14 protein-coding genes are annotated in these 18,457 nt (G+C 64.5%); 8 read left to right on the forward strand and 6 right to left on the reverse strand.

Going from position 1 to position 18,457, the window contains the following annotated elements; translation table 11 throughout:
- Nucleotides 1–12: 12 nt before the first annotated feature.
- The 4 genes from DIE21_RS02700 to tssB all read right to left on the reverse strand — a co-directional run bounded on the left by DIE21_RS02700 (nucleotide 13) and on the right by tssB (nucleotide 5,572).
- On the reverse strand, nucleotides 13–1,005 hold the full coding sequence (locus DIE21_RS02700; RefSeq protein ID WP_124495770.1) for a DUF4123 domain-containing protein: 993 nt from the start codon (nucleotides 1,003–1,005) through the stop codon (nucleotides 13–15).
- Nucleotides 1,005–3,356, reverse strand: coding sequence for a type VI secretion system Vgr family protein (locus DIE21_RS02705; RefSeq protein WP_124495772.1), 2,352 nt, complete (start codon nucleotides 3,354–3,356; stop codon nucleotides 1,005–1,007). The genes DIE21_RS02700 and DIE21_RS02705 overlap by 1 nt, the downstream gene beginning before the upstream one ends.
- Nucleotides 3,357–3,435: 79 nt before the next feature.
- The gene (gene tssC / locus DIE21_RS02710) at nucleotides 3,436–4,986 is read right to left on the reverse strand and encodes a type VI secretion system contractile sheath large subunit (RefSeq protein WP_124495774.1); all 1,551 of its coding nucleotides are present in this window, start codon (nucleotides 4,984–4,986) and stop codon (nucleotides 3,436–3,438) included.
- A gap of 73 nt (nucleotides 4,987–5,059) precedes the next feature.
- Complete coding sequence (gene tssB / locus DIE21_RS02715) at nucleotides 5,060–5,572, reverse strand: type VI secretion system contractile sheath small subunit (protein ID WP_124495776.1); 513 nt, start codon at nucleotides 5,570–5,572, stop codon at nucleotides 5,060–5,062.
- A 566-nt stretch (nucleotides 5,573–6,138) separates the two neighbouring features.
- Here tssB and tssK point away from each other — a divergent pair.
- From tssK to tssE, 6 genes are all read left to right on the forward strand, one after another.
- The gene (gene tssK / locus DIE21_RS02720) at nucleotides 6,139–7,488 is read left to right on the forward strand and encodes a type VI secretion system baseplate subunit TssK (protein WP_124495778.1); all 1,350 of its coding nucleotides are present in this window, start codon (nucleotides 6,139–6,141) and stop codon (nucleotides 7,486–7,488) included.
- Nucleotides 7,488–8,243, forward strand: coding sequence for a DotU family type IV/VI secretion system protein (locus tag DIE21_RS02725; RefSeq protein ID WP_185642721.1), 756 nt, complete (start codon nucleotides 7,488–7,490; stop codon nucleotides 8,241–8,243). Before tssK ends, DIE21_RS02725 begins: the two co-directional genes overlap by 1 nt.
- Complete coding sequence (locus tag DIE21_RS02730; protein WP_124495780.1) at nucleotides 8,183–10,012, forward strand: OmpA family protein; 1,830 nt, start codon at nucleotides 8,183–8,185, stop codon at nucleotides 10,010–10,012. The genes DIE21_RS02725 and DIE21_RS02730 overlap by 61 nt, the downstream gene beginning before the upstream one ends.
- 91 nt (nucleotides 10,013–10,103) lie before the next feature.
- Nucleotides 10,104–10,589, forward strand: a complete 486-nt coding sequence (locus DIE21_RS02735) for an Hcp family type VI secretion system effector (protein ID WP_006479553.1) — start codon at nucleotides 10,104–10,106, stop codon at nucleotides 10,587–10,589.
- Between the two features lie 107 nt (nucleotides 10,590–10,696).
- Nucleotides 10,697–13,414: a type VI secretion system ATPase TssH gene (tssH, locus tag DIE21_RS02740; protein WP_124495782.1), complete on the forward strand. Its 2,718-nt coding sequence runs from the start codon at nucleotides 10,697–10,699 to the stop codon at nucleotides 13,412–13,414.
- Nucleotides 13,411–13,833 (forward strand): type VI secretion system baseplate subunit TssE, encoded by a 423-nt coding sequence (gene tssE / locus DIE21_RS02745; protein ID WP_124495784.1) that lies wholly within the window; start codon nucleotides 13,411–13,413, stop codon nucleotides 13,831–13,833. Before tssH ends, tssE begins: the two co-directional genes overlap by 4 nt.
- A 10-nt stretch (nucleotides 13,834–13,843) precedes the next feature.
- Here the strand turns inward: tssE and DIE21_RS02750 are convergent, their stop codons facing one another.
- A complete protein-coding gene (locus tag DIE21_RS02750; protein ID WP_124495786.1) occupies nucleotides 13,844–14,629 on the reverse strand; it encodes an NAD(P)H-dependent oxidoreductase in 786 nt (261 codons plus the stop codon).
- Nucleotides 14,630–14,715: 86 nt separating this feature from the next.
- Between DIE21_RS02750 and DIE21_RS02755 the strand changes: the two genes are divergently transcribed.
- A complete protein-coding gene (locus DIE21_RS02755) occupies nucleotides 14,716–15,609 on the forward strand; it encodes a LysR family transcriptional regulator (RefSeq protein ID WP_124495788.1) in 894 nt (297 codons plus the stop codon).
- A gap of 201 nt (nucleotides 15,610–15,810) precedes the next feature.
- The gene (locus DIE21_RS02760; RefSeq protein WP_124495790.1) at nucleotides 15,811–16,215 is read left to right on the forward strand and encodes a DUF2471 family protein; all 405 of its coding nucleotides are present in this window, start codon (nucleotides 15,811–15,813) and stop codon (nucleotides 16,213–16,215) included.
- A gap of 193 nt (nucleotides 16,216–16,408) precedes the next feature.
- On the opposite strand, the gene DIE21_RS02765 is transcribed toward DIE21_RS02760, so the two are convergent.
- A complete protein-coding gene (locus DIE21_RS02765) occupies nucleotides 16,409–18,442 on the reverse strand; it encodes an NADPH-dependent 2,4-dienoyl-CoA reductase (protein ID WP_124495792.1) in 2,034 nt (677 codons plus the stop codon).
- Nucleotides 18,443–18,457: the final 15 nt, after the last annotated feature.

An 18,457-nucleotide genomic window follows, 5' to 3' on the forward strand; every position in this document is an offset into this window, starting at 1 on the left:
AAACATAGCCGCCTAATCATGAGCAGACACACCTGATTCCTCGACACATGGCACCACACGAGACGCCTCCCGCAACACCTCTGCATCGATCTGACTCAACGCCTCGCGATAGGTCTGCTCCCTGTTCATCGCGCGGGCCAACCGATCCTGAATCACCGGGTGCTCGTCAAATCGAGGCGACACGACTACCCCCTTCGAAACGTAGTTCAACAGATCGTCATCGTCGGTAATGCGGTATCGATCAGCGCGTTCCAGCTGTTCGGACACGTTCCGGTAAAGCGCCGTGTCCGTGAAATCGTCGAGCATTGCCCCATACATCGCGCGCAACTGCATCGCGACCTTATCGGCGCGGCCAAGCCGCAGCAATGCCATGTGTTGCTCGACCGTCATCGCGGGTTCTTCGTCGACAATTCGATCAGACGCGCCAGCATCATTGCCCCAGACGACCTCGTTCAATTCGCGATCGCGATACCAGATCTCGGCGCATGGCGAGAGAAACGCTTGGGCCTGCACCTCGTTCCAGACCCTCCGCAAACGGCCAAGAATCCGGTTGTCATAGAAATGCAGGAAGAACGCGCGCTTATCTGGCGTCGAGTAGCGGCAGTACGACCGAAAGTGTTCCGCGAGAAGCCCTGTCGGAAGCGGCGACCAGATCCATGTCAGCATGTATGTCCCGTCGGCGTCACGCCAAAGCCGGCGGACGAGCCGGCTCTGCAGATCGCGCGCATCGTCGAACGCGAAGCGATCGATCGCGATCAGATACGGAGCAATATCCGTGTACGTCTCCAGGACAGTCCCGTGCCACAGCGACAGCCACTCCAACCCCGGCACCTGAACCAGGAGCTTGTCGAGTTCCGGATTGGCACGCGTATCTGCCAGTACGTACAAGTACGTCGAGGCGTCGCCGGCATCGTATGCATCGAATTGCGATAGCAGACGATTGCGCCAAACGGCCCATGTCGCGTCAACATCGCCAGTTGACTCACTACGGCTGGATTGCGACATCAGGCAACCTCCGTCATTGCTTCGACACCGCGCTGCGCATCCAGCAGACATTCCCTGCACGGACCGATCGGCATGGCCGGTCGGGGGACCGACAGCGTATTCGGGCCGGTCCAGCGGAAATTGCCGCATTTGAGCGTGATATCGCCGGGACATCCAAGCTCGATGTTGCCGCCATCGATCTTCAGGTAAGCACCTCCGCTCGTCAGCGTCAGTGCGCCGCCCGAAGTCGCGAGAATCGAGCCGTCGACGCTCGTGAAGTGCATATCCTTCGAAGCCGCCAGCGCCATCGCACCCGTGCGCGCCTGAATCACGACATCCTGCTTCCCAGCTGTGACTCGCACGCCTTGCGCCTGCGCGAAAAGCGATACCTGTCTCCCTGCGGCAACGGTGAAGTTCTTCATGGTCCCGACGTCGAAGTTTCCACCGGCAGTCGCGATCAGATTCCGGTCCGCATTGACCTGAAAATGATCGCCTGACGTAAGCCCGATACCCGATGGCGCGCTCATGAGAATGGCCCCACGCTTCAAGCCATCGAGCGCCTCCGCATAAAGCGCCTTCTGCTCCTGCAGCTCGGCCACAGTTGCCTCCGCGGCGCGAACGGCGTCGGCAAGCGACTCCATGCGCTCGATGGCCCGCTGCAGCTGTGCCTGCGCATCTCTCATATCGAGCTGATGGCCCGACGCTCCCGCCTGCGCCTCGGTAGTCAGCAACATGCCCTTCGGACCGCGCACCGCGAGATGTCCGCTGGTACGCAGCTCGGCGCCTTTGCCTCGCTCATTGCGCGCATCGTCGACCATGTGCCCGAGATTGAGCTCGCTGGTCTGGTACGGCGTGGTCAGATGGACATGCTCGATACCCTCCTTGTCCTCCATCCGCAGTTCGTTCCGGGCTGCGGTGCGAACGATATTGCGAGTGTGGTTCAGGTTATTGACCAGATCCGGATGCAGGCTGTCGTGCATCGCCCCGATGATCACCGGCCGGTTCGGATCGCCGTCCGTATGGACGATCGCCACCTCCGCCCCATCGATCAGCGGGAAGTGATGTCCGTAGTCGTCCCCGCTGTACGGCTTCGCAAACCGCACGGGCCGGCTCGTGCCGCCGGGACTCCACTCGTCGAGATCGAACGGCAGCTTGATCACGTACCAGCCCTGCTCGGTCAGATACGCGTACTTGTAGTCCCCCGGCGACGTAATCCGCGCCGGCAAGATTCCGTCGACAACCGGCCGCGACACCGACGCCACCGGCGTCCGCCACACCCGATCCGACGGAATCCCCTCGAACGTGACCCAGTACGATTCGCTGCGCCCGCCACGCGATTCGACCGATGTCACGAAAACCCCATGCTTCGCATCGACCGGCTTCGGATCGATCCGCATCACCTCGCCGGCTTCAAGCCAGAACGGGTTGCCCGTTCCCTTGAACGTGATCTGCCCGGCCAGATAAGCCTCATGCCTCAACCGGGCAATGCGATTGCCTTCCTCGGGCGTCTCGTAATGCTCGCCCCAGTGATAATCGACGGCATTGGTCGTCTTGTCGTCACGCGCGGTGTTTTCCTCGACCAGCAGCGACACCCCGGCCTGTCGATGGTTGTAGTCATGCAGCCTCACCGCTTCCGGCACGCGCTGCGTTTCACGTCCGAGCGTCTTGATCGCGTCCGCACCGACACTATCGAGCCCCGAATCGCTGCGATGCGGGACGACACGCTGCTTGCGCGCATAGGCATCGAGATCGTCGCCGAACACCACCACCGCGCGATCCTTCTTCTGTTCCCACCGGAACCAGATTCCCCCCTCGGCGCACAGGCGCTGAATGAACGCGAACGTGGTCTCGCGATACTGGGTCACGTATTCGCGCCGCTTGTATTCCCCGCGCAACTGAAACTGAAAATCGACGCCAGCGCGGTACCCGTAATGCCGCAACGTATCGGTCACGATCTCCTCGACCGACTGCTTCTGAAACAACCGACTGGTGACCCCGCGATCGAGATCGGCCAGCGTCGGCTCGAGCACGACCCGATACCGCGTTTCATCCGCGGACGTCTCGATCTCGTCAAACCGCGTGATGACCCCGTGAACCGTATACGCAGGCGGCTTCTTGCTGAACTGCCCGGCGCTCTCGCCGAACATCTTTCGCAGATACGCCATGTCCGGATCGACCGGATCCACGACGAACTTCGCCGGTCGTCCCAACACCTGATCCATCGGTATTCCCGCGACCGGGCTCGTGAACTCGATCTCGTACCGGTAAAGCTGGCTGATTCGATCCAGCCCGGTAAACGTCAGGATCGAGAACGGCGCCGGTTGCGGCGCGAGCTTCAATTCATAAGCCTGCGAAGGCAGAATCATCGACATGGAATTTCCCGGTTGCTCGACTGCACGGCACGCCGGGGTGCCCCCGTACACCCCGGCGCCCCCTGCGACTCACGTCGAATCAGCTCTTGGCCTTCGGCATCTGGGACACGAGCGACAGCCCGATATCCATCCCTTCCACCTGGAAGTGCGGCACGATGAACAGCTTGATCCGGAAGAAACCGGGGTTGTCCTCGATATCCTCGACCGTCACCTTCGCGTCGCGCAACGGATGCGATGCCTGCAGTTCGTCGCCCGGATCCTTCATCTCGGTCACGAGACCCTTGATCCAGCCGTTCAGTTCGAGTTCGAGCAGACGGCGGTCCTTGGTCGTGCCGATGTTCTCGCGCTGAATCAGCTTCAGGTAATGCGCGATGCGCGACAGCAGGAAGATGTACGGCAGCCGCGCGTTGATGCGGCTGTTCGCGGTCGCTTCCTTGGTCTCGTACAGCGCGGGCTTCTGTGCCGAGCTCGCGGAGAAGAAGCAGGCGAAGTCGTGGTTCTTGTAGAACGACAGCGGGATGAAGCCGAGATTCGCGAACTCGAATTCGCGCGTCTCGGGAATCAGCACTTCGGTCGGGATCTTCGGCTGATAGCCGGTGCCGAGGTCGTACAGGTGGACCGGCAGGTCCTCGACCTTGCCGCCCGCCTGCGGCCCGCGAATCTGCACGCACCAGCCGTTGCTGACGAAACTGCGCACCATGTTCGCCGCGAACGCGAACGACGCGTTCACCCACAGATACTTGTTGTGGTCGGGGCCCTTGACGGCTTCCTCGTAGTTGAAGGCCCGCACCGGCGCCGTGTCCTTGCCGTACGGCAGGCGACCGAGCACGCGCGGCATCGTCAGGCCGACGTAACGCGCGTCGTCGGTATCGCGGAAGCTCTTCCACTTGATGTACTCGGCACGATCGAAGTAGTTGCCGATGTCCTGGATCGCAGCGACGTCCTCCATCGACTGCTTGCCGAAGAACGCCGGCCCGACCGAGCCGATGAACGGCATATGTGCGGCGGCGGCCACCTTCGAGATATTGCGCAGCAGCGCAACATCCATCGGCGAATTCGCGAATTCGAAGTCGCTGATCATCGCGCTGATCGGCTGGCCGCCGGGCGTGTCGTATTCCTCGATGTAGGTCAGCCGATACAGGCCGCTCTGGATCAGCTCGGGCGTATCCTCGAAGTCGCGCTGTAGCGAATCCTTCGACACGTCGAGCACCTCGATCCGCGCGTTCTTGCGGAAATCGGTACGGCTCACCAGCATCTTCAGGCCGCGCCAGCGTGCTTCGAGCGCCTGGAATTCCGGCGCATGCATCACCGCGTCGAGCTGGCGGCCGATCTGACGATCGATCTGGCCGATATGGAAATCGAGCAACGATTTGTCCAGCCGGTCAACCGGCTGGCTCGCGTTCGCGACGAGTTCGAGGAACGCGCCCATTCCGCGCGCGATCCGTTCATCGGCGGAAGCTTCGGACAGCATGTCGTTGTCGCGGAATGCCTCGAGCGGGCGCGCCTCGCTGACCGGCTTCAGGTTGATCTTGCTGCACAGCGACGCGTAAACGCTGTCGATATCGCCGCGCGGGGCGTCCAGCACGACGGTCTCGGTCGCACCGGTCTGCTGCATTTCAGTGGGTTTCATCTCAGGTCCTGTCTGCGATCGAATCGCTACGATGTTGCGGAATGCGCTGAATGCGCGCTTTGCCCAGCGTCGCTCACGCATGCCCTTCCGGCTGCGTCGCGGCGGTCGCGATTTGCGCGAGCTCGCCGCGCAGCTTCGCGGACAGGCGATCGTCCTTCAGCACCTTCTCGAATTCGCGACGGAACGTGCCGTTGTCGAGCAGGTTCGATTTCAGGTCGCGCAGCAGATTGCGCATCGCGAGGAGCGCCTGAAGCTCGGGGATCTGACGCGCCACCTGCTCGGGCTCGAAATCCTTGATCGAGCGAAACGAAAGATTGACGGGAAGCTCGCCGCCATCGCCGGCCAGCGTGTTGTCCGCGACGATCTTCAGGTCCGGCGCGTAGTCGGCCAGCACGGCGTCGAAGTTGTTCTTGTCGATGTTCACCTTCTTCCGTTCGGCCAGCGGCGCCTGTTCGCGCCCCGCGCCGAAATCGCCTGCCACCAGCAGCTTCAAGGGCAGCTCGACCTTCTTCTGCGCTCCGCCCGTATGCAGGTCGAGCGTGATCGACACCCGGCTCTTCGGGATCTCTCGCTGAAAGCTATCCAATTCGTTCTCCTTATTGCAGGAAGCTTGAAGACTCCGCGATGCACACCCGCAACCACGGGTGTGGGCCGATCACGTCACCTTTGCAGAACTCCGTAATACATCGCGACGGACGGCCGATTCGGATATTCGCGGCACGATACCCGATTCAGGCGGCAAAAAATATCATGCACCCAAGTGCAAAGTAAACATCCCAAACAAGAAATCGCCCAATAACCACATTGCATTTTTTGAATGGGACAAGTCCGAGTCACAAACCTCGACCCACAAGACGGACTTGAAATTCACCTCAACGCAGCATCACGCAATCTCAAATTCCCATATAAATCCACCAAACAATTGATTTAAATGAATTTTTCACACACCCTCCCAAACCATAAAATCTCAATAAAACCACCCTCCAAAACACCAACCAGTCACGCCCAATAAAATCTCAAAATTACCATCCACCATATCTCGATTTAATCGAAACACTTATCAAGGATTCGCCCAATTCAGGGGTATACGAAATAAGAAAACGATGTATAGAATCGGCGCCTCATAATTCCTACATCGGTATTGACCACACCATGCGGATCGAAAAGCCGCTCTGGCATGAAGGACTGATTCTTACGCAGCAGCACTTTCAGCAGCAGGACCGCTGGAACGGGTTTGCGTTGCAACAGTTAGCGTCGGCGATTGCCGCGTCGCCGTGGGGGACGCTGAACGTCGACATCGACGAAGAGGCACTGGCATCCGGCCGCCTGAAGCTGACGCGGCTGCAACTGCGCTTTCCCGACGGCACGCCGATCGACACGACCATCGCCGATACGCTGCCGCCCGCTCGCGATCTGCTCGGGGAAATTCCCGCCGACACGCAGACCGTCGCTGTGCTCGCCGCGCTCGCGCTGCCCGATCCGAACGGCAACAACTGCCGTTTCGACGAAACGTCGCTGGCCCGGCCAAGACGGACCTATCGGGAATTCGTGAAGGCGACGGACCTGAACGGCACCGGTGAAGCCGAAGTGGCCGCCGAGCGCCACGCGGTCCGGCTGCTGTACGGCTTCGAATCGCACGCAGACGACACGGTATGCGCCATCGCGCGCCTGACACGCACGACGAGCGGCCAGTTCCAGATCGATCGTCAATACGTGCCGCCGTGTCTGTCTCTATCAGGTCATGCGTTGCATATCGAACGCATCCACCGGCTTGCCGATATCCTCGCCGCGAAGAGCGCGCTGCTCGGCGCCCGCCGCAGCGAACGCATCGAACAGGTGGCCGAGTACGGTGTCGCGGACGTCCAGCTCTTCTGGCTCCTGCACTGCATTCATCAGTCGTGGCCGCAATTGCGCTTCCTCGCATCGCATCCGGCACAGCCGACCGATCGTCTGTACCAGGTGCTTGCCCAACTGGCAGGGTCGCTGACCACGTTCTCGACGCGTGTGTCGCTGGCCGACATTCCGCCCTACGATCACGCCGGCGCACATGACGTCTTCGCGACGCTCGAATCGCTGATCCGCGATCTGCTCGATGCGATCATCCCGTCGCGCGTCGTCTCGATCGGACTGTCGCATACGGCGCCGACGACATGGACCGGCCAGTTCCTGGACGAGCGCATCGTCGAAGGCGCGGCGGACTGGTATCTGTCGGTCAATGCGGCGCTGCCCGCACTCGAGTTGATCGAACAGTTTCCACGTCTGTGCAAGATCGGTGCACCGGACGACGTCGAGCACATCGTCAATTCCGCGGTGGCAGGCATTCCGCTCAAGGCCGTGCAGCGCGTGCCGGGCGCGATTCCGGTCCGGCTGGACAACCACTACTTCGCGCTCGACGCGCACGACGCCGCACACGCGCGGATGATCGCCGCGCGCGCGTGTCAGGTCTATCTGCCCGCGTCGATCCCCGACGCGTCGATCGAACTCTATGCGGTGCTGCGCTGATGAATGCCATCGTCTCCCCTCGTCCCGATTCCGCACTGCTTGCACGGAATCCGTCGTCCGGCCCGACCGCTCAGCCTTCGATACGTGCGTTGCTGCGCGACACGGCACTGCTCGTCACGCACCTGTCGAACGGCGGCCTGGTCGACAATCATGAAGGATTGCGCCAACAGTGCGCGAAGCTGGTTGCGCAGTTCGCGACGGCACTCGACGCTCGCGGCGTTGCCGCCGACGTCCGCGACGATGCCGTCATCGCGCAATGCGGGCTGATCGATGAAGCCGCGTTGCGCTATCTGACCGCGTCCGACAAGGCCCAGTGGGAGCAGAAACCGCTGCAGGTCGAGCGACTGGGCACGCATGATGCCGGAACGCGCGTCTACGAACGGCTCGAGTACCGGATGCGGGAACCAGCGCCGAACGTCGAACTGCTCGAGTGCTATGCGGCCGTGCTGGGCCTCGGGTTTCGTGGCCGCTACGCCACCCGTTCCGGCCCGTCGGCCGACGGCCACGACGGCGAGGCGAAACGTCGGGCACTGATCGCCGCATTGACCGAGCAGATCGATCGATTGCGACCGGCCGCGCGGTCGGACTTCGTCATCGATCGCTCTCACACACGACTGTTCGACCGGCTCAGGCGTCTGTCGCCATGGGCAATCGCGGGAATCGCATGTGTGATCGCAATAGCCGTGTGGTGCACATGGGACCGCATCCTCGACGCCGAATTGGCAACGCTGGTCCGGCAGGCGAAGCGGCCGTGATTCCGGATACCTCGTTCCCGGCTGCGACAACACGCGCCGATTCCGACGCCGTGCGTGCGGCTCTGTCGGGCCTCGGCTATCCGCTGCGCACGGTCGTCGCGCTGTCGGCCGCACTGGCACTTGCAGTCAGCATAGGGGTGTTGCCGGTCGACCGTGGCGTCGTGTGGGGATTGGCCGCGGTCATCATCGCGCTGTCGCTGCTGATCATCTGGTTGCATTCGCGCAGATTGACGCGCGCGCGCGAACGAAACGTACATGTGATCGCACAACTCGGCGTGGCGACTGCCGACCTGCCGGTCGCGTTGCGCACCAGGATGCCGCTCGCACTGGTAACCGGCGACGGTCTTCCCGCCTTGTTCGATCGCGGCCGGGCCGCGCGCTTCGTTCATGTCGGCGACGGCGCGATCTGGCTGCGCGCCGATCGCCCCCAGGATCTTCCGCGCCTCGCCGTCGCGGTCCGCCAGTGGCGCGACGGTCATGCGCCCGACTGCATCGTGTTGTCGGTCGCGCCGGGCCTGCATGCGAACACCGATACGCTGTCGCAATCGTTGCGCGTGATCCGGCAGGCTGTTGCGGACGCGTCGCGCATGCTCGGCATGCACCTGCCAGGCTATGTCGCCATCTATCAACGGCTGTCGAATGCGGAACCGGCCGCGGCATCGCCGACGGGCGAATCGACCGTCCGATGGTACGGCATGTCGACGGGTTCGCCGGTCACGGATTTGCGCTGCCTCGACACCGCAATCGATGCGGCCGAATCGGATGCACTGCACGCCGGCGGAGACCGGACAGTCGCCGCACGTGCCGCCGGCCTCGGATCGATGCTCGGCTGGACCCGCCGTATCGTGTTCGACCCGCTGACGGACCACCGCCAGCCCGCGCCGCCCTGGCCGCCGTTCGGCGCCGGCTGGATCGACCATGGTCCGGCAGCGGGTCCCGGCAAACCATGGGAGCGCGAGGTGCGCTCGCTGACAGGCATCTCGCCGGCCGCGCTGCCTGCGTCGCCGCTACCCTGGCCGCTGCCGCAACCATTGCTCGACGCGATGCCGCGCCGCGCGTGGCGGTCGCCACGTGTGGCCGCGGTCGCGCATGTCATCGCGATCGCCGCCTGTGCCGCCGCCGTCGCGACCTGGGGTGCCGCGAACAATAACGAGAAGCTGATGACCCGCATCGGCGGACATCTCGAGCGCTATCACCGCATCCCGGCCACCCAGGATGCAGCGAGACGCGACGCCCTCAAAGCCCTTGCGTCGGACCGCGATCAGCTCGACCGGTATGCGCGCGTCGGTGTTCCGCTCCGGCTGTCGTTCGGCACCTATCGCGGCTCACGACTGCTGCCGGCGATCGACGATGCGATCGCGTCCTATGAACCGCCCCCACCGCCGCCCGCGGTCGTCACGCTGGACAGCATGTCGCTGTTCGACAGCGGCAACGCGCGGCTCAAGTCCGGCACCACACGCGCGATGGTCGATGCGATCGCATTGATCAAGGCGCATCCCGGCAAGCGTGTGCTGATCGCGGGTTACGCCGACGACCAGGGCCGCCCCGACCGCAACCTGACGCTGTCGATCGCTCGCGCGAGCGCCGTGCGCGACTGGCTCGTCGACGCATCGGGCCTGCCGGCGACACAATTCGCGATCCAGGGTTACGGCGACACGCGACCGATCGCCGACAACACGACGCCGCAGGGGCGGGCAAGAAACCGTCGGGTCGAGATCACGCTCGTGCCCGATACGCCGGCAGCCGCCGTACCGGGCGCCGCAAGGTAATACGTGTTTGGGTTCCCGGGGGAAATTGTCCCGGGTTTGTCGGCGCCGGACTCCGATTCCGGCGCTTCGTAGTACCAAGAAGGAGTGAACAATGGCAATTCCGGCATACATGTGGCTCAAGGATGACGGGGGCGCGGACATCAAGGGTTCGGTGACCGTCCAGGACCGCGAGGGCAGCGTCGAACTGGTCGCGTTCGATCACGGCGTGCACATCCCGACCGACGGCAATACGGGCAAGCTCACCGGCACGCGCGTGCACAAACCGATCACGCTGACGAAGGAAACGGATGCGTCGACGCCTTATCTGTACAAGGCCGTGACGAGCGGCCAGACGCTGAAGTCGGTCGAAATCAAGTGGTACAAGATCGACGATGCAGGCAAGGAAAAGGAGTACTTCAACACGAAGCTCGACAACGTGAAGATCGTCGCCGTGAAACCGAAGATGCTCGACATCAAGAATCCGGACTACGAGAAGCACAACCACCTCGAAGACGTCGAACTGCGCTACGAGACGATCACGTGGTCGTACAAGGACGGCAACATCATCCACAAGGACACGTGGAACGAACGTTCCTGATGTGCTGACCGGCAGGCGGAATCCAGCACGCTCACGCGGCCGGTTTCCGCCCGTCCGTACAGGTATCGACGCACGCCCGCCCGCTTCCCTCCTCATCCGCTACCGATATGACGCCGCCTCTTCCGGACGCTTCCCGCCTCATTCGCCGTCTCAATCCTCATTGCACGCGCGCGCTCGAAGCCGCGGCCAGTCTCTGCCAGACCCGGCTTGCGGATGAAATCGCGGTCGAGCACTGGGTGCTGAAACTGATCGAAGCCGACGACGGCGACATTCCGGCGATCCTGCGTCACTACGATCTCGATATCGATGCGGTATGGGACGCATTGATCGATGTGATCGATCGCATGCCGCGTACGCTGCGGGGCATGCCGGCGCTGTCGCGGCAACTCGCCGCGGTGATCGACGACGCATGGACGCATGCGGCAGCCGATGACCCCGACGGCACCATTCGGTCCGGACATCTGCTGCAAGCCATCGTCGAAGCGCCTCACGTGCTGCGCACACAGCGCGCGTGGCCGTTGCTGTCGGTTTCCAGCGCGCAGATCCGGCGCGTGCTGCCGCGGCTCGGGCGACGGTCGTCCGAGAACGCGGCCGATGACACGGCGGCGCCGCAGCCGAAGGCACCGGAAACTGTCGATCGGCGCAGCAATGCCGCTACGGCGCCCATCACCGACAAGTCCGCCGGACCGACGCCGTCTCGCTCGCCCGACGGCGACGCACTCGCCCGCTTCGCGCTCGACCTGACCGAAAAGGCAGGCCGCGGCGAGATCGATCCGGTCTTCGGGCGTGATCGCGAGATCCGGCAGATGATCGACGTGCTCGCGCGCCGCCGCAAGAACAATCCGATCCTGGTCGGCGAACCGGGCGTCGGCAAGACCGCGCTCGTCGAGGGCCTTGCGTTGCGTGTCGCCGACGGCAGTGTTCCGGAAACGATCCGCGATACGCGCATCCTGACGCTCGACCTCGGCCTGCTGCAGGCCGGCGCCGGTGTGAAAGGCGAGTTCGAGCAACGGCTGAAAAACGTGATCGACGAGGTGCGAACGTCCGCAACGCCGATCCTGCTGTTCATCGACGAGGCGCATACGTTGATCGGCGCGGGCAACGCGGCCGGCGGCGCCGACGCGGCCAATCTGCTCAAGCCGGCGCTCGCGCGCGGCGAGTTGCGCACGATCGCGGCCACCACGTGGGCGGAATACAAGGAATTTTTCGAACGCGATGCCGCACTCGAACGGCGCTTTCAGGTCGTCAAGGTCGACGAGCCGGATGACGATACGGCCTGCCTGATGCTGCGCGGCCTCGCCGGCCGCTATGCAGCCCATCACGATGTTCACATCCGCGACGAGGCGATCGTCGCGGCCGTCCGCCTGTCGCGCCGCTACATTCCTGCGCGCCAGCTGCCGGACAAGGCCGTGGATCTGATCGATACGGCTGCAGCACGCGTGCGGATGGCACTCGACGTACCGCCGGCGGAACTGCAACAGGCGCATGCGACGCTGGCGGCGCTCGAACTGGAGCGCGCCGCGCTCGATGCGGACACGCGCGCCGGAATCGCCGGTAGCGCCGAACGACGCGCGGCCATCGAGACGGAGCACGATGCGATGCGCATCACCGCTGGCACACTGCTCGGCCAGTACATGCGGGAGCGCGAACTCGTCGGGGCATTGCGCACGCTTCGCGGAACAACGGATCCCGTGCCGGATCCGGCGGACATGGTCCATGCGATCAACGCGCTGGCGGAAGCTCAGGGAAAATCACCGACGATCGCCGCCGACGTCGACGCGCAAGCGATTGCGCGCGTGGTCGCCGAATGGACCGGCGTGCCGGTCGGCAATCTCGTCGACGACGAACTGAAAAGCCTGCTTGCGCTGGAAGCGACGCTCTCCTCTCGCGTGGTCGCGCAGGACGAAGCGATCAGCGCATTGGCGGAAAGCCTGCGCACGGCCAAAGCCGGCCTGAAAAGCGAGCATGCGCCGCTCGGCGTGTTCCTGCTCGCCGGTCCATCCGGCGTCGGCAAGACCGAAACGGCGCTCGCGCTCGCCGATCTGCTGTTCGGCGGCGCCGCCGCGCTGACGACGATCAACCTGTCCGAGTACCAGGAAGCGCATACGGTGTCGCAACTGAAAGGCTCGCCACCCGGCTACGTCGGTTACGGACGCGGTGGCGTTCTGACCGAGGCTGTGCGCCAGCGGCCCTATAGCGTCGTGCTGCTCGACGAAGTCGAGAAGGCACATCGCGACGTGCTCGACATCTTCTATCAGGTATTCGACCGCGGCACGATGCGCGACGGCGAGGGACGCGAGATCGATTTCCGCAATTGCGTGATCGTGATGACGTCCAATCTCGGCAGTACGCAAATCGACGACGCGACGGCCGAGGATGCGTCGATCACGCAGGCCGCGTTGCGCGATGCGATCCATCCGCAGTTGGTCGCACATTTTCAGCCGGCGCTGCTCGCACGCTTCCAGACGCTCGTTTATCGGCCGCTCGATGCGGCGGCGCTCGCGTCGATCGTGCGGATCAAGCTGAACAAGATTGCCGAACGCCTGCATCGGCAACATGCAGTGACGCTGACGTGTGCCGACGATCTGATCGAATCGATCGCGCAGTACTGCGTGTCACGGGAATCCGGTGCGCGCAGCGTCGACGCATTCCTGAACCAGCGCGTGCTGCCGGTCGTTTCGCGCGAATTGCTTGCAAGGATGGCGTCGGGTGTCCGGCCGCGACAAATCCTTCTGTCGACAGGCATGGAAGGCGCGTTGACGATCGATTTCGTCGATGCCCCGGCCACGATCGATGACGGCACCGGGCAGCCGAGCCACCGATGACCGCCGGCCCCTCCCTCTACGACATGCTGCTCGGCCAGATCGGCGGCGAGCCGATCGGCGCCTACGACGACCGCACGCTCGAATGCCTGAGCGTGCAACAGAACGTGCGCCGCATTCTCAATACGCGGGCGGGCGCGCTCAAGCACCTGCCCGACTACGGACTGCCGGACCTCACGAACATCTACAAGGCATTGCCCGCGTCGGCACACTTGCTCAAGCAGCAGATGGAAGCCACGCTGCTGAAGTACGAGCCGCGCATCCGCTCGATCGACATCGGGATCGTCGACAACCGCGATCCCGGGATCCTGGTCAGCTTCGAAATGACCTGCCATCTGAAGAACGCCGGACTCGTGCGCTTCGGCACCTACTTCGAACCACCGGGCCGCCTGCGCGTCGAACGGCGCGTCGATCGGTCATGACCGCGTGCGATCAGCGTTCGTGCGCCAGATGCGCCGCAAACCCCACCTTCTCCGGTTCGATCCCCGCCTTCAGCGTCAGCGCCGGAATCTCATAGTCGCCGGCGTTCTGCCGCCGGAACGGAATCGGCCGTGCGGTCCACAGTTCGTCCAGACGTTTGCCGAGCGCCGCGCGCGTTTCGTCGAAGCGCGCGTCGTTCATCTTTCCGGTCCGGTAGATCACGAACGGCGGCAGCACGTCGAACCCCGGGTAATACAGGATCCCGTGCTGGATCGGGAACAGCACGTCGTCGATCGGCCCGTTGATGCCGCGCGCGCTGTAGTGCGACTCCCAGCCGCCGGTCGTGACGATCACCATCGCACGCTTGCCCGCCAGCGTGCCTTCGCCGTAACGGTCGCCCCAATGCCGGTCGGAATGCTCGCCGACGCCGTACGCAAAGCCGTACGCATACACGCGCTCGACCCAGCCCTTCATGATCGCCGGCATCGAGAACCACCACAGCGGGAACTGCAGGATCACCGCGTCGGCCCACTTCAGCTTGGCCTGTTCGCGCGCGATATCGTCGCGCTGCGTGCCCGTCTCGAACGCATGCTTCGAATCGAGCGCCGGATCGAAGCGTGCGTCGGGCACACGGTCGGTCACGTCATGCGCGTCGAACGAGGCCTTCCAGTTCATCGCATACAGATCGGTCACCTGCACCGCATGGCCGGTCGCTTCGAGATGCTCGACCGCGAAGTCCCGCATCGCGCCGTTCAGCGAGCGCGGTTCGGGATGGGCATAGACGATCAGCACGTTCATGTTCACTGCTCCGTTGATTGAATGACAGCAGGATGCCGTCGCCTAAGGTATATTGGAAATGAATTCCCTACATTCCAGGTATAGCCATGAACAATCTCAGACGACTGGATCTGAACCTGCTGGTCACGCTCGACGTCCTGCTCGCCGAGCACAACGTCACGCGCGCGGCTGAAAAACTGAACATGTCGCAGCCGTCGGTCAGCGTGCAGTTGCAGAAACTGCGCGACCTGTTCGGCGATCCGCTGCTGCTGCCGGGCCCGCGCGGGATGCGGCCGACCACGCGCGCAGAAACGCTGCGCGAGCCGCTGCGGGACGCGCTCGACGCGGTCGAGCGCGCAGTGCTGACGGCCACGCCGTTCGAGCCGGCAACCGCGACGAATACGTGGCGCGTGGCGGCGACCGACTATGGCGAATCGACGATCGTCCTGCCCGCACTGAACGCGCTGCGTTCGGCCGCGCCCGCTACGCGGCTCGCCGTCGTCGAGCTCGTGCCGCCGCGCATCGAGCAGGACGCGGAGCGCAACGGTATCGACCTGGCCTTCCACACGACAGAGGGTTCGCCGGAAGGGATGCGGCGCCTGCCGCTGTTCGTCGAGCGATACGTGCTCGCCGGCCGTGCCGGTCATCCGAAACTGAAGCGGCGCCCGACGCTCGCGCAGTTCGGCGCGCTGGAACACGTGATCGTGTCGCCCGACGGCGGCGGCTTCTTCGGCGTGACGGACGAAGCGCTCGCGAAAGCGGGCGCCGCGCGGCGCGTCGTGCTGTCGGTTCCGCATTTCCTGTTCGTGATGTCGGCCGTCGCCACCACCGACCTCGTGGCGATGCTGCCCGAGCGGCTGGTGCGCAACACGCCCGCGCTGCGCGTCGTGGAAGCGCCCGTCGAGGTCCCCGGCTACGAGATGTCGATGCTGTGGCACGAACGCGTGCATCGCGATCCGGCGCATCGATGGTTGCGGGAGACGATCGCCGCGTCGGTGTGAGTGTGTCAGGTAAGCCGCTCGCGGGAACGGCAGGGATGCCGTGCTTCGGCCACCCTCACCGCCGCGCTCGAACCGGTTACGACGAACCCACGTGCATTCAGCACTTGAAACCGCCTCGAACACTGTATATATTTACAGTGCTTTTGCACCATTTGACCCGAATTCCGTCACCCATGACGGACGGACTTTTGTGAGGCGACCATGTTCCAGTCATCCGCATTCGATCCCGAGCAACCCGGCTTCAACCCGGTCCACTTCGAGCGTGCCGCGCAGCGGGCGGTCGTCGACCTGCAGCGTGTCGTCGGCGGCCCTGCGCAACGCGCGCTCGGGCTGCGGCGCCGCACCCATCCGGCCGCCGTCCGCACGATGAGCTGGCAGGCGCTGCTGAACGTCGAGGAACTCGCGTTCTCGAATACCGGTTTCCTGAGCCGCAACGATCCGATGGTCGTCGACGCGTTCATTCGCCTGCGCGACAGCCGGCTGGTCGCCGCGGACGTCGAGGAGCCGGTCGACTGGCGTCGCGACGACGACGACCTGCCGGCCGTCTACCTGATCGTCAAGGCGATGCTGGAAGCGGAAGAGGAAGAACGGGCCGAAGCGGCCTGACGCACGCCGGCCGGCGGCAGATGGCGATCCGCGGAAATCGCGTCGCCACGTTGCGGGGCGACGCGGTACATCCGTTCCATGCTGTCGGTGTGCCCCGGCATGACGCATCATCGGACGCAACGTCGCGAGCCGTCGCGCAGGCAAGCTGCCACCGCGCGACGCGCTCCGTTTCGAAACCTGAACGGGCGGTTCGTTACAACCGCGCCGCAAGCCGCGAGCCCTGATCGATCGCACGCTTCGCATCGAGTTCGGCCGCCAGTTCCGCGCCGCCGATCAGGTGCACCGAGCGTCCGGCCGCCTGCAGCGGCGCGAGCAGCGCGCGCTGCGGCTCCTGCCCCGTGCACAGCACGATCGTGTCGGCCTCGATCAGTTCGTGATCGGTACGCTGCTCGCCGTACGACACGTGCAGCCCGCGCGCATCGATCAATTCGTAGTTCACGCCGCCGATCATCTTCACCTGCTTCATCTTCAGCGTCGCGCGGTGAATCCAGCCGGTCGTCTTGCCGAGCCCCTTGCCGAGCGGCGCGGCCTTGCGCTGCAGCAGCGTCACTGCGCGAGCCGGCGCGGCGACCTGCGCGCGCGTCACGCCGCCGCGCGTCGCGGCCGGATCGGTCACGCCCCACTCCGCTTTCCACTCGTCCAGATCGAGCGTCGGCGACTCGCCGTCCTGCACCAGATACTCGGCGACATCGAAGCCGATGCCGCCCGCGCCGACCACCGCGACACGCCGGCCGACCGGCTGCCTGCCGGCGAGCACGTCGACATAGCTGAGCACGTTCGGTCCGTCCTGCCCGGGAATCTTCGGGTCGCGCGGCGCCACGCCGGTCGCGAGCACGATCTCGTCGTAGCCGCCCGCGATCAGGTCGCTCGCGTCGACGCGGTGGTTCAGGTACAGGTTCACGCCGGTCAGCTCGACCTGGCGGCCGAAGTAACGCAGCGCTTCGTCGAACTCCTCCTTGCCCGGAATCCGCTTCGCCATGTTGAACTGGCCGCCGATCTCCGACGCCGCGTCGAACAGGTCGACGTGGTGGCCGCGCTGCGCAAGCACGGTCGAGCACGCGAGCCCGGCCGGCCCCGCACCGACCACCGCGATGCGCTTCGGCTGCTGCACGCGCGTGTAGACCAGTTCCGTCTCGTGGCATGCGCGCGGGTTCAGCAGGCATGACGCGATCTTGTTCTTGAACGCGTGGTCGAGACACGCCTGGTTGCAGCCGATGCACGTGTTGATCTCGTCGGCGCGGCCCTGCGCGGCCTTGACGACGAACTCGGCATCCGCGAGCAGCGGGCGCGCCATCGATACCATGTCCGCGCAGCCATCCGCGAGAATCTGCTCGGCCACTTCGGGCCGGTTGATCCGGTTGGTCGTCACGAGCGGAATACCGACCTCGCCCTTCATCTTCTTCGTCACCCACGCGAACGCGCCGCGCGGCACCGACGTCGCGATCGTCGGCACGCGCGCCTCATGCCAGCCGATCCCCGTGTTGATGATGGTCGCGCCCGCGCGCTCGACGGCCTTCGCGAGCTGCACGGTCTCGCGCCAGTCGCTGCCGTCCGGAATCAGGTCGAGCATCGACAGCCGATAGATCAGGATGAAGTCGCGCCCGACCGCTTCGCGCGTGCGCTCGACGATCTCGATCGGCAGGCGGATCCGGTTCTCGTACGAACCGCCCCACCGGTCGGTGCGCTTGTTCGTATGCATCGAGATGAACTGGTTGATCAGGTAGCCTTCGGAACCCATGATCTCGACGCCGTCGTAGCCGGCCTCGCGCGCGAGCTGCGCGCAGCGGACGAACGCGCGGATCTGCCGCTCGACGCCGCGCGCGCCGAGTTCGTGCGGCGCGAACGGCGAGATCGGCGACTTGATCTTCGACGGCGCGACCGCGAACGGGTGGTAACCGTAGCGGCCGGTATGCAGGATCTGCAGCGCGATCTTGCCGTCGTCCGCATGCACGGCATCGGTGATCACGCGATGCCGCCGCGCGCCGGCCGACGTCATCAGCGTGCCGCCGAACGGCTTGGTCCAGCCGGCCACGTTCGGCGCGAAGCCGCCGGTCACGATCAGGCCGACGCCGCCGCGCGCACGTTCGGCGAAATAGTCGGCAAGGCGCGGCAGCGTCTTGCGGCTGTCCTCGAGGCCCGTGTGCATCGAGCCCATCAGCACACGGTTCTTCAGCGTGGTGAAGCCGAGATCGAGCGGCGCGAGCAGGTGGGGAAAGGGGGTCGTCATGGTGATCCTGCCGGT

The organism is Burkholderia sp. Bp9140 (assembly GCF_003853425.1).
Lineage (GTDB): Bacteria > Pseudomonadota > Gammaproteobacteria > Burkholderiales > Burkholderiaceae > Burkholderia.

What these genes read in the sequence shown, in the direction of transcription:
- DIE21_RS02700 (WP_124495770.1), bottom strand. Translation starts at nt 1,005, where the DNA reads ATGTCGCAATCCAGCCGTAGTGAGTCAACTGGCGATGTTGACGCGACA.
- DIE21_RS02705 (WP_124495772.1), bottom strand. Translation starts at nt 3,356, where the DNA reads ATGTCGATGATTCTGCCTTCGCAGGCTTATGAATTGAAGCTCGCGCCG.
- tssC (WP_124495774.1), bottom strand. Translation starts at nt 4,986, where the DNA reads ATGAAACCCACTGAAATGCAGCAGACCGGTGCGACCGAGACCGTCGTG.
- tssK (WP_124495778.1), top strand. Translation starts at nt 6,139, where the DNA reads ATGCGGATCGAAAAGCCGCTCTGGCATGAAGGACTGATTCTTACGCAG.
- DIE21_RS02725 (WP_185642721.1), top strand. Translation starts at nt 7,488, where the DNA reads ATGAATGCCATCGTCTCCCCTCGTCCCGATTCCGCACTGCTTGCACGG.
- DIE21_RS02730 (WP_124495780.1), top strand. Translation starts at nt 8,183, where the DNA reads ATGGGACCGCATCCTCGACGCCGAATTGGCAACGCTGGTCCGGCAGGC.
- DIE21_RS02735 (WP_006479553.1), top strand. Translation starts at nt 10,104, where the DNA reads ATGGCAATTCCGGCATACATGTGGCTCAAGGATGACGGGGGCGCGGAC.
- tssH (WP_124495782.1), top strand. Translation starts at nt 10,697, where the DNA reads ATGACGCCGCCTCTTCCGGACGCTTCCCGCCTCATTCGCCGTCTCAAT.
- tssE (WP_124495784.1), top strand. Translation starts at nt 13,411, where the DNA reads ATGACCGCCGGCCCCTCCCTCTACGACATGCTGCTCGGCCAGATCGGC.
- DIE21_RS02750 (WP_124495786.1), bottom strand. Translation starts at nt 14,629, where the DNA reads ATGAACGTGCTGATCGTCTATGCCCATCCCGAACCGCGCTCGCTGAAC.
- DIE21_RS02755 (WP_124495788.1), top strand. Translation starts at nt 14,716, where the DNA reads ATGAACAATCTCAGACGACTGGATCTGAACCTGCTGGTCACGCTCGAC.
- DIE21_RS02760 (WP_124495790.1), top strand. Translation starts at nt 15,811, where the DNA reads ATGTTCCAGTCATCCGCATTCGATCCCGAGCAACCCGGCTTCAACCCG.
- DIE21_RS02765 (WP_124495792.1), bottom strand. Translation starts at nt 18,442, where the DNA reads ATGACGACCCCCTTTCCCCACCTGCTCGCGCCGCTCGATCTCGGCTTC.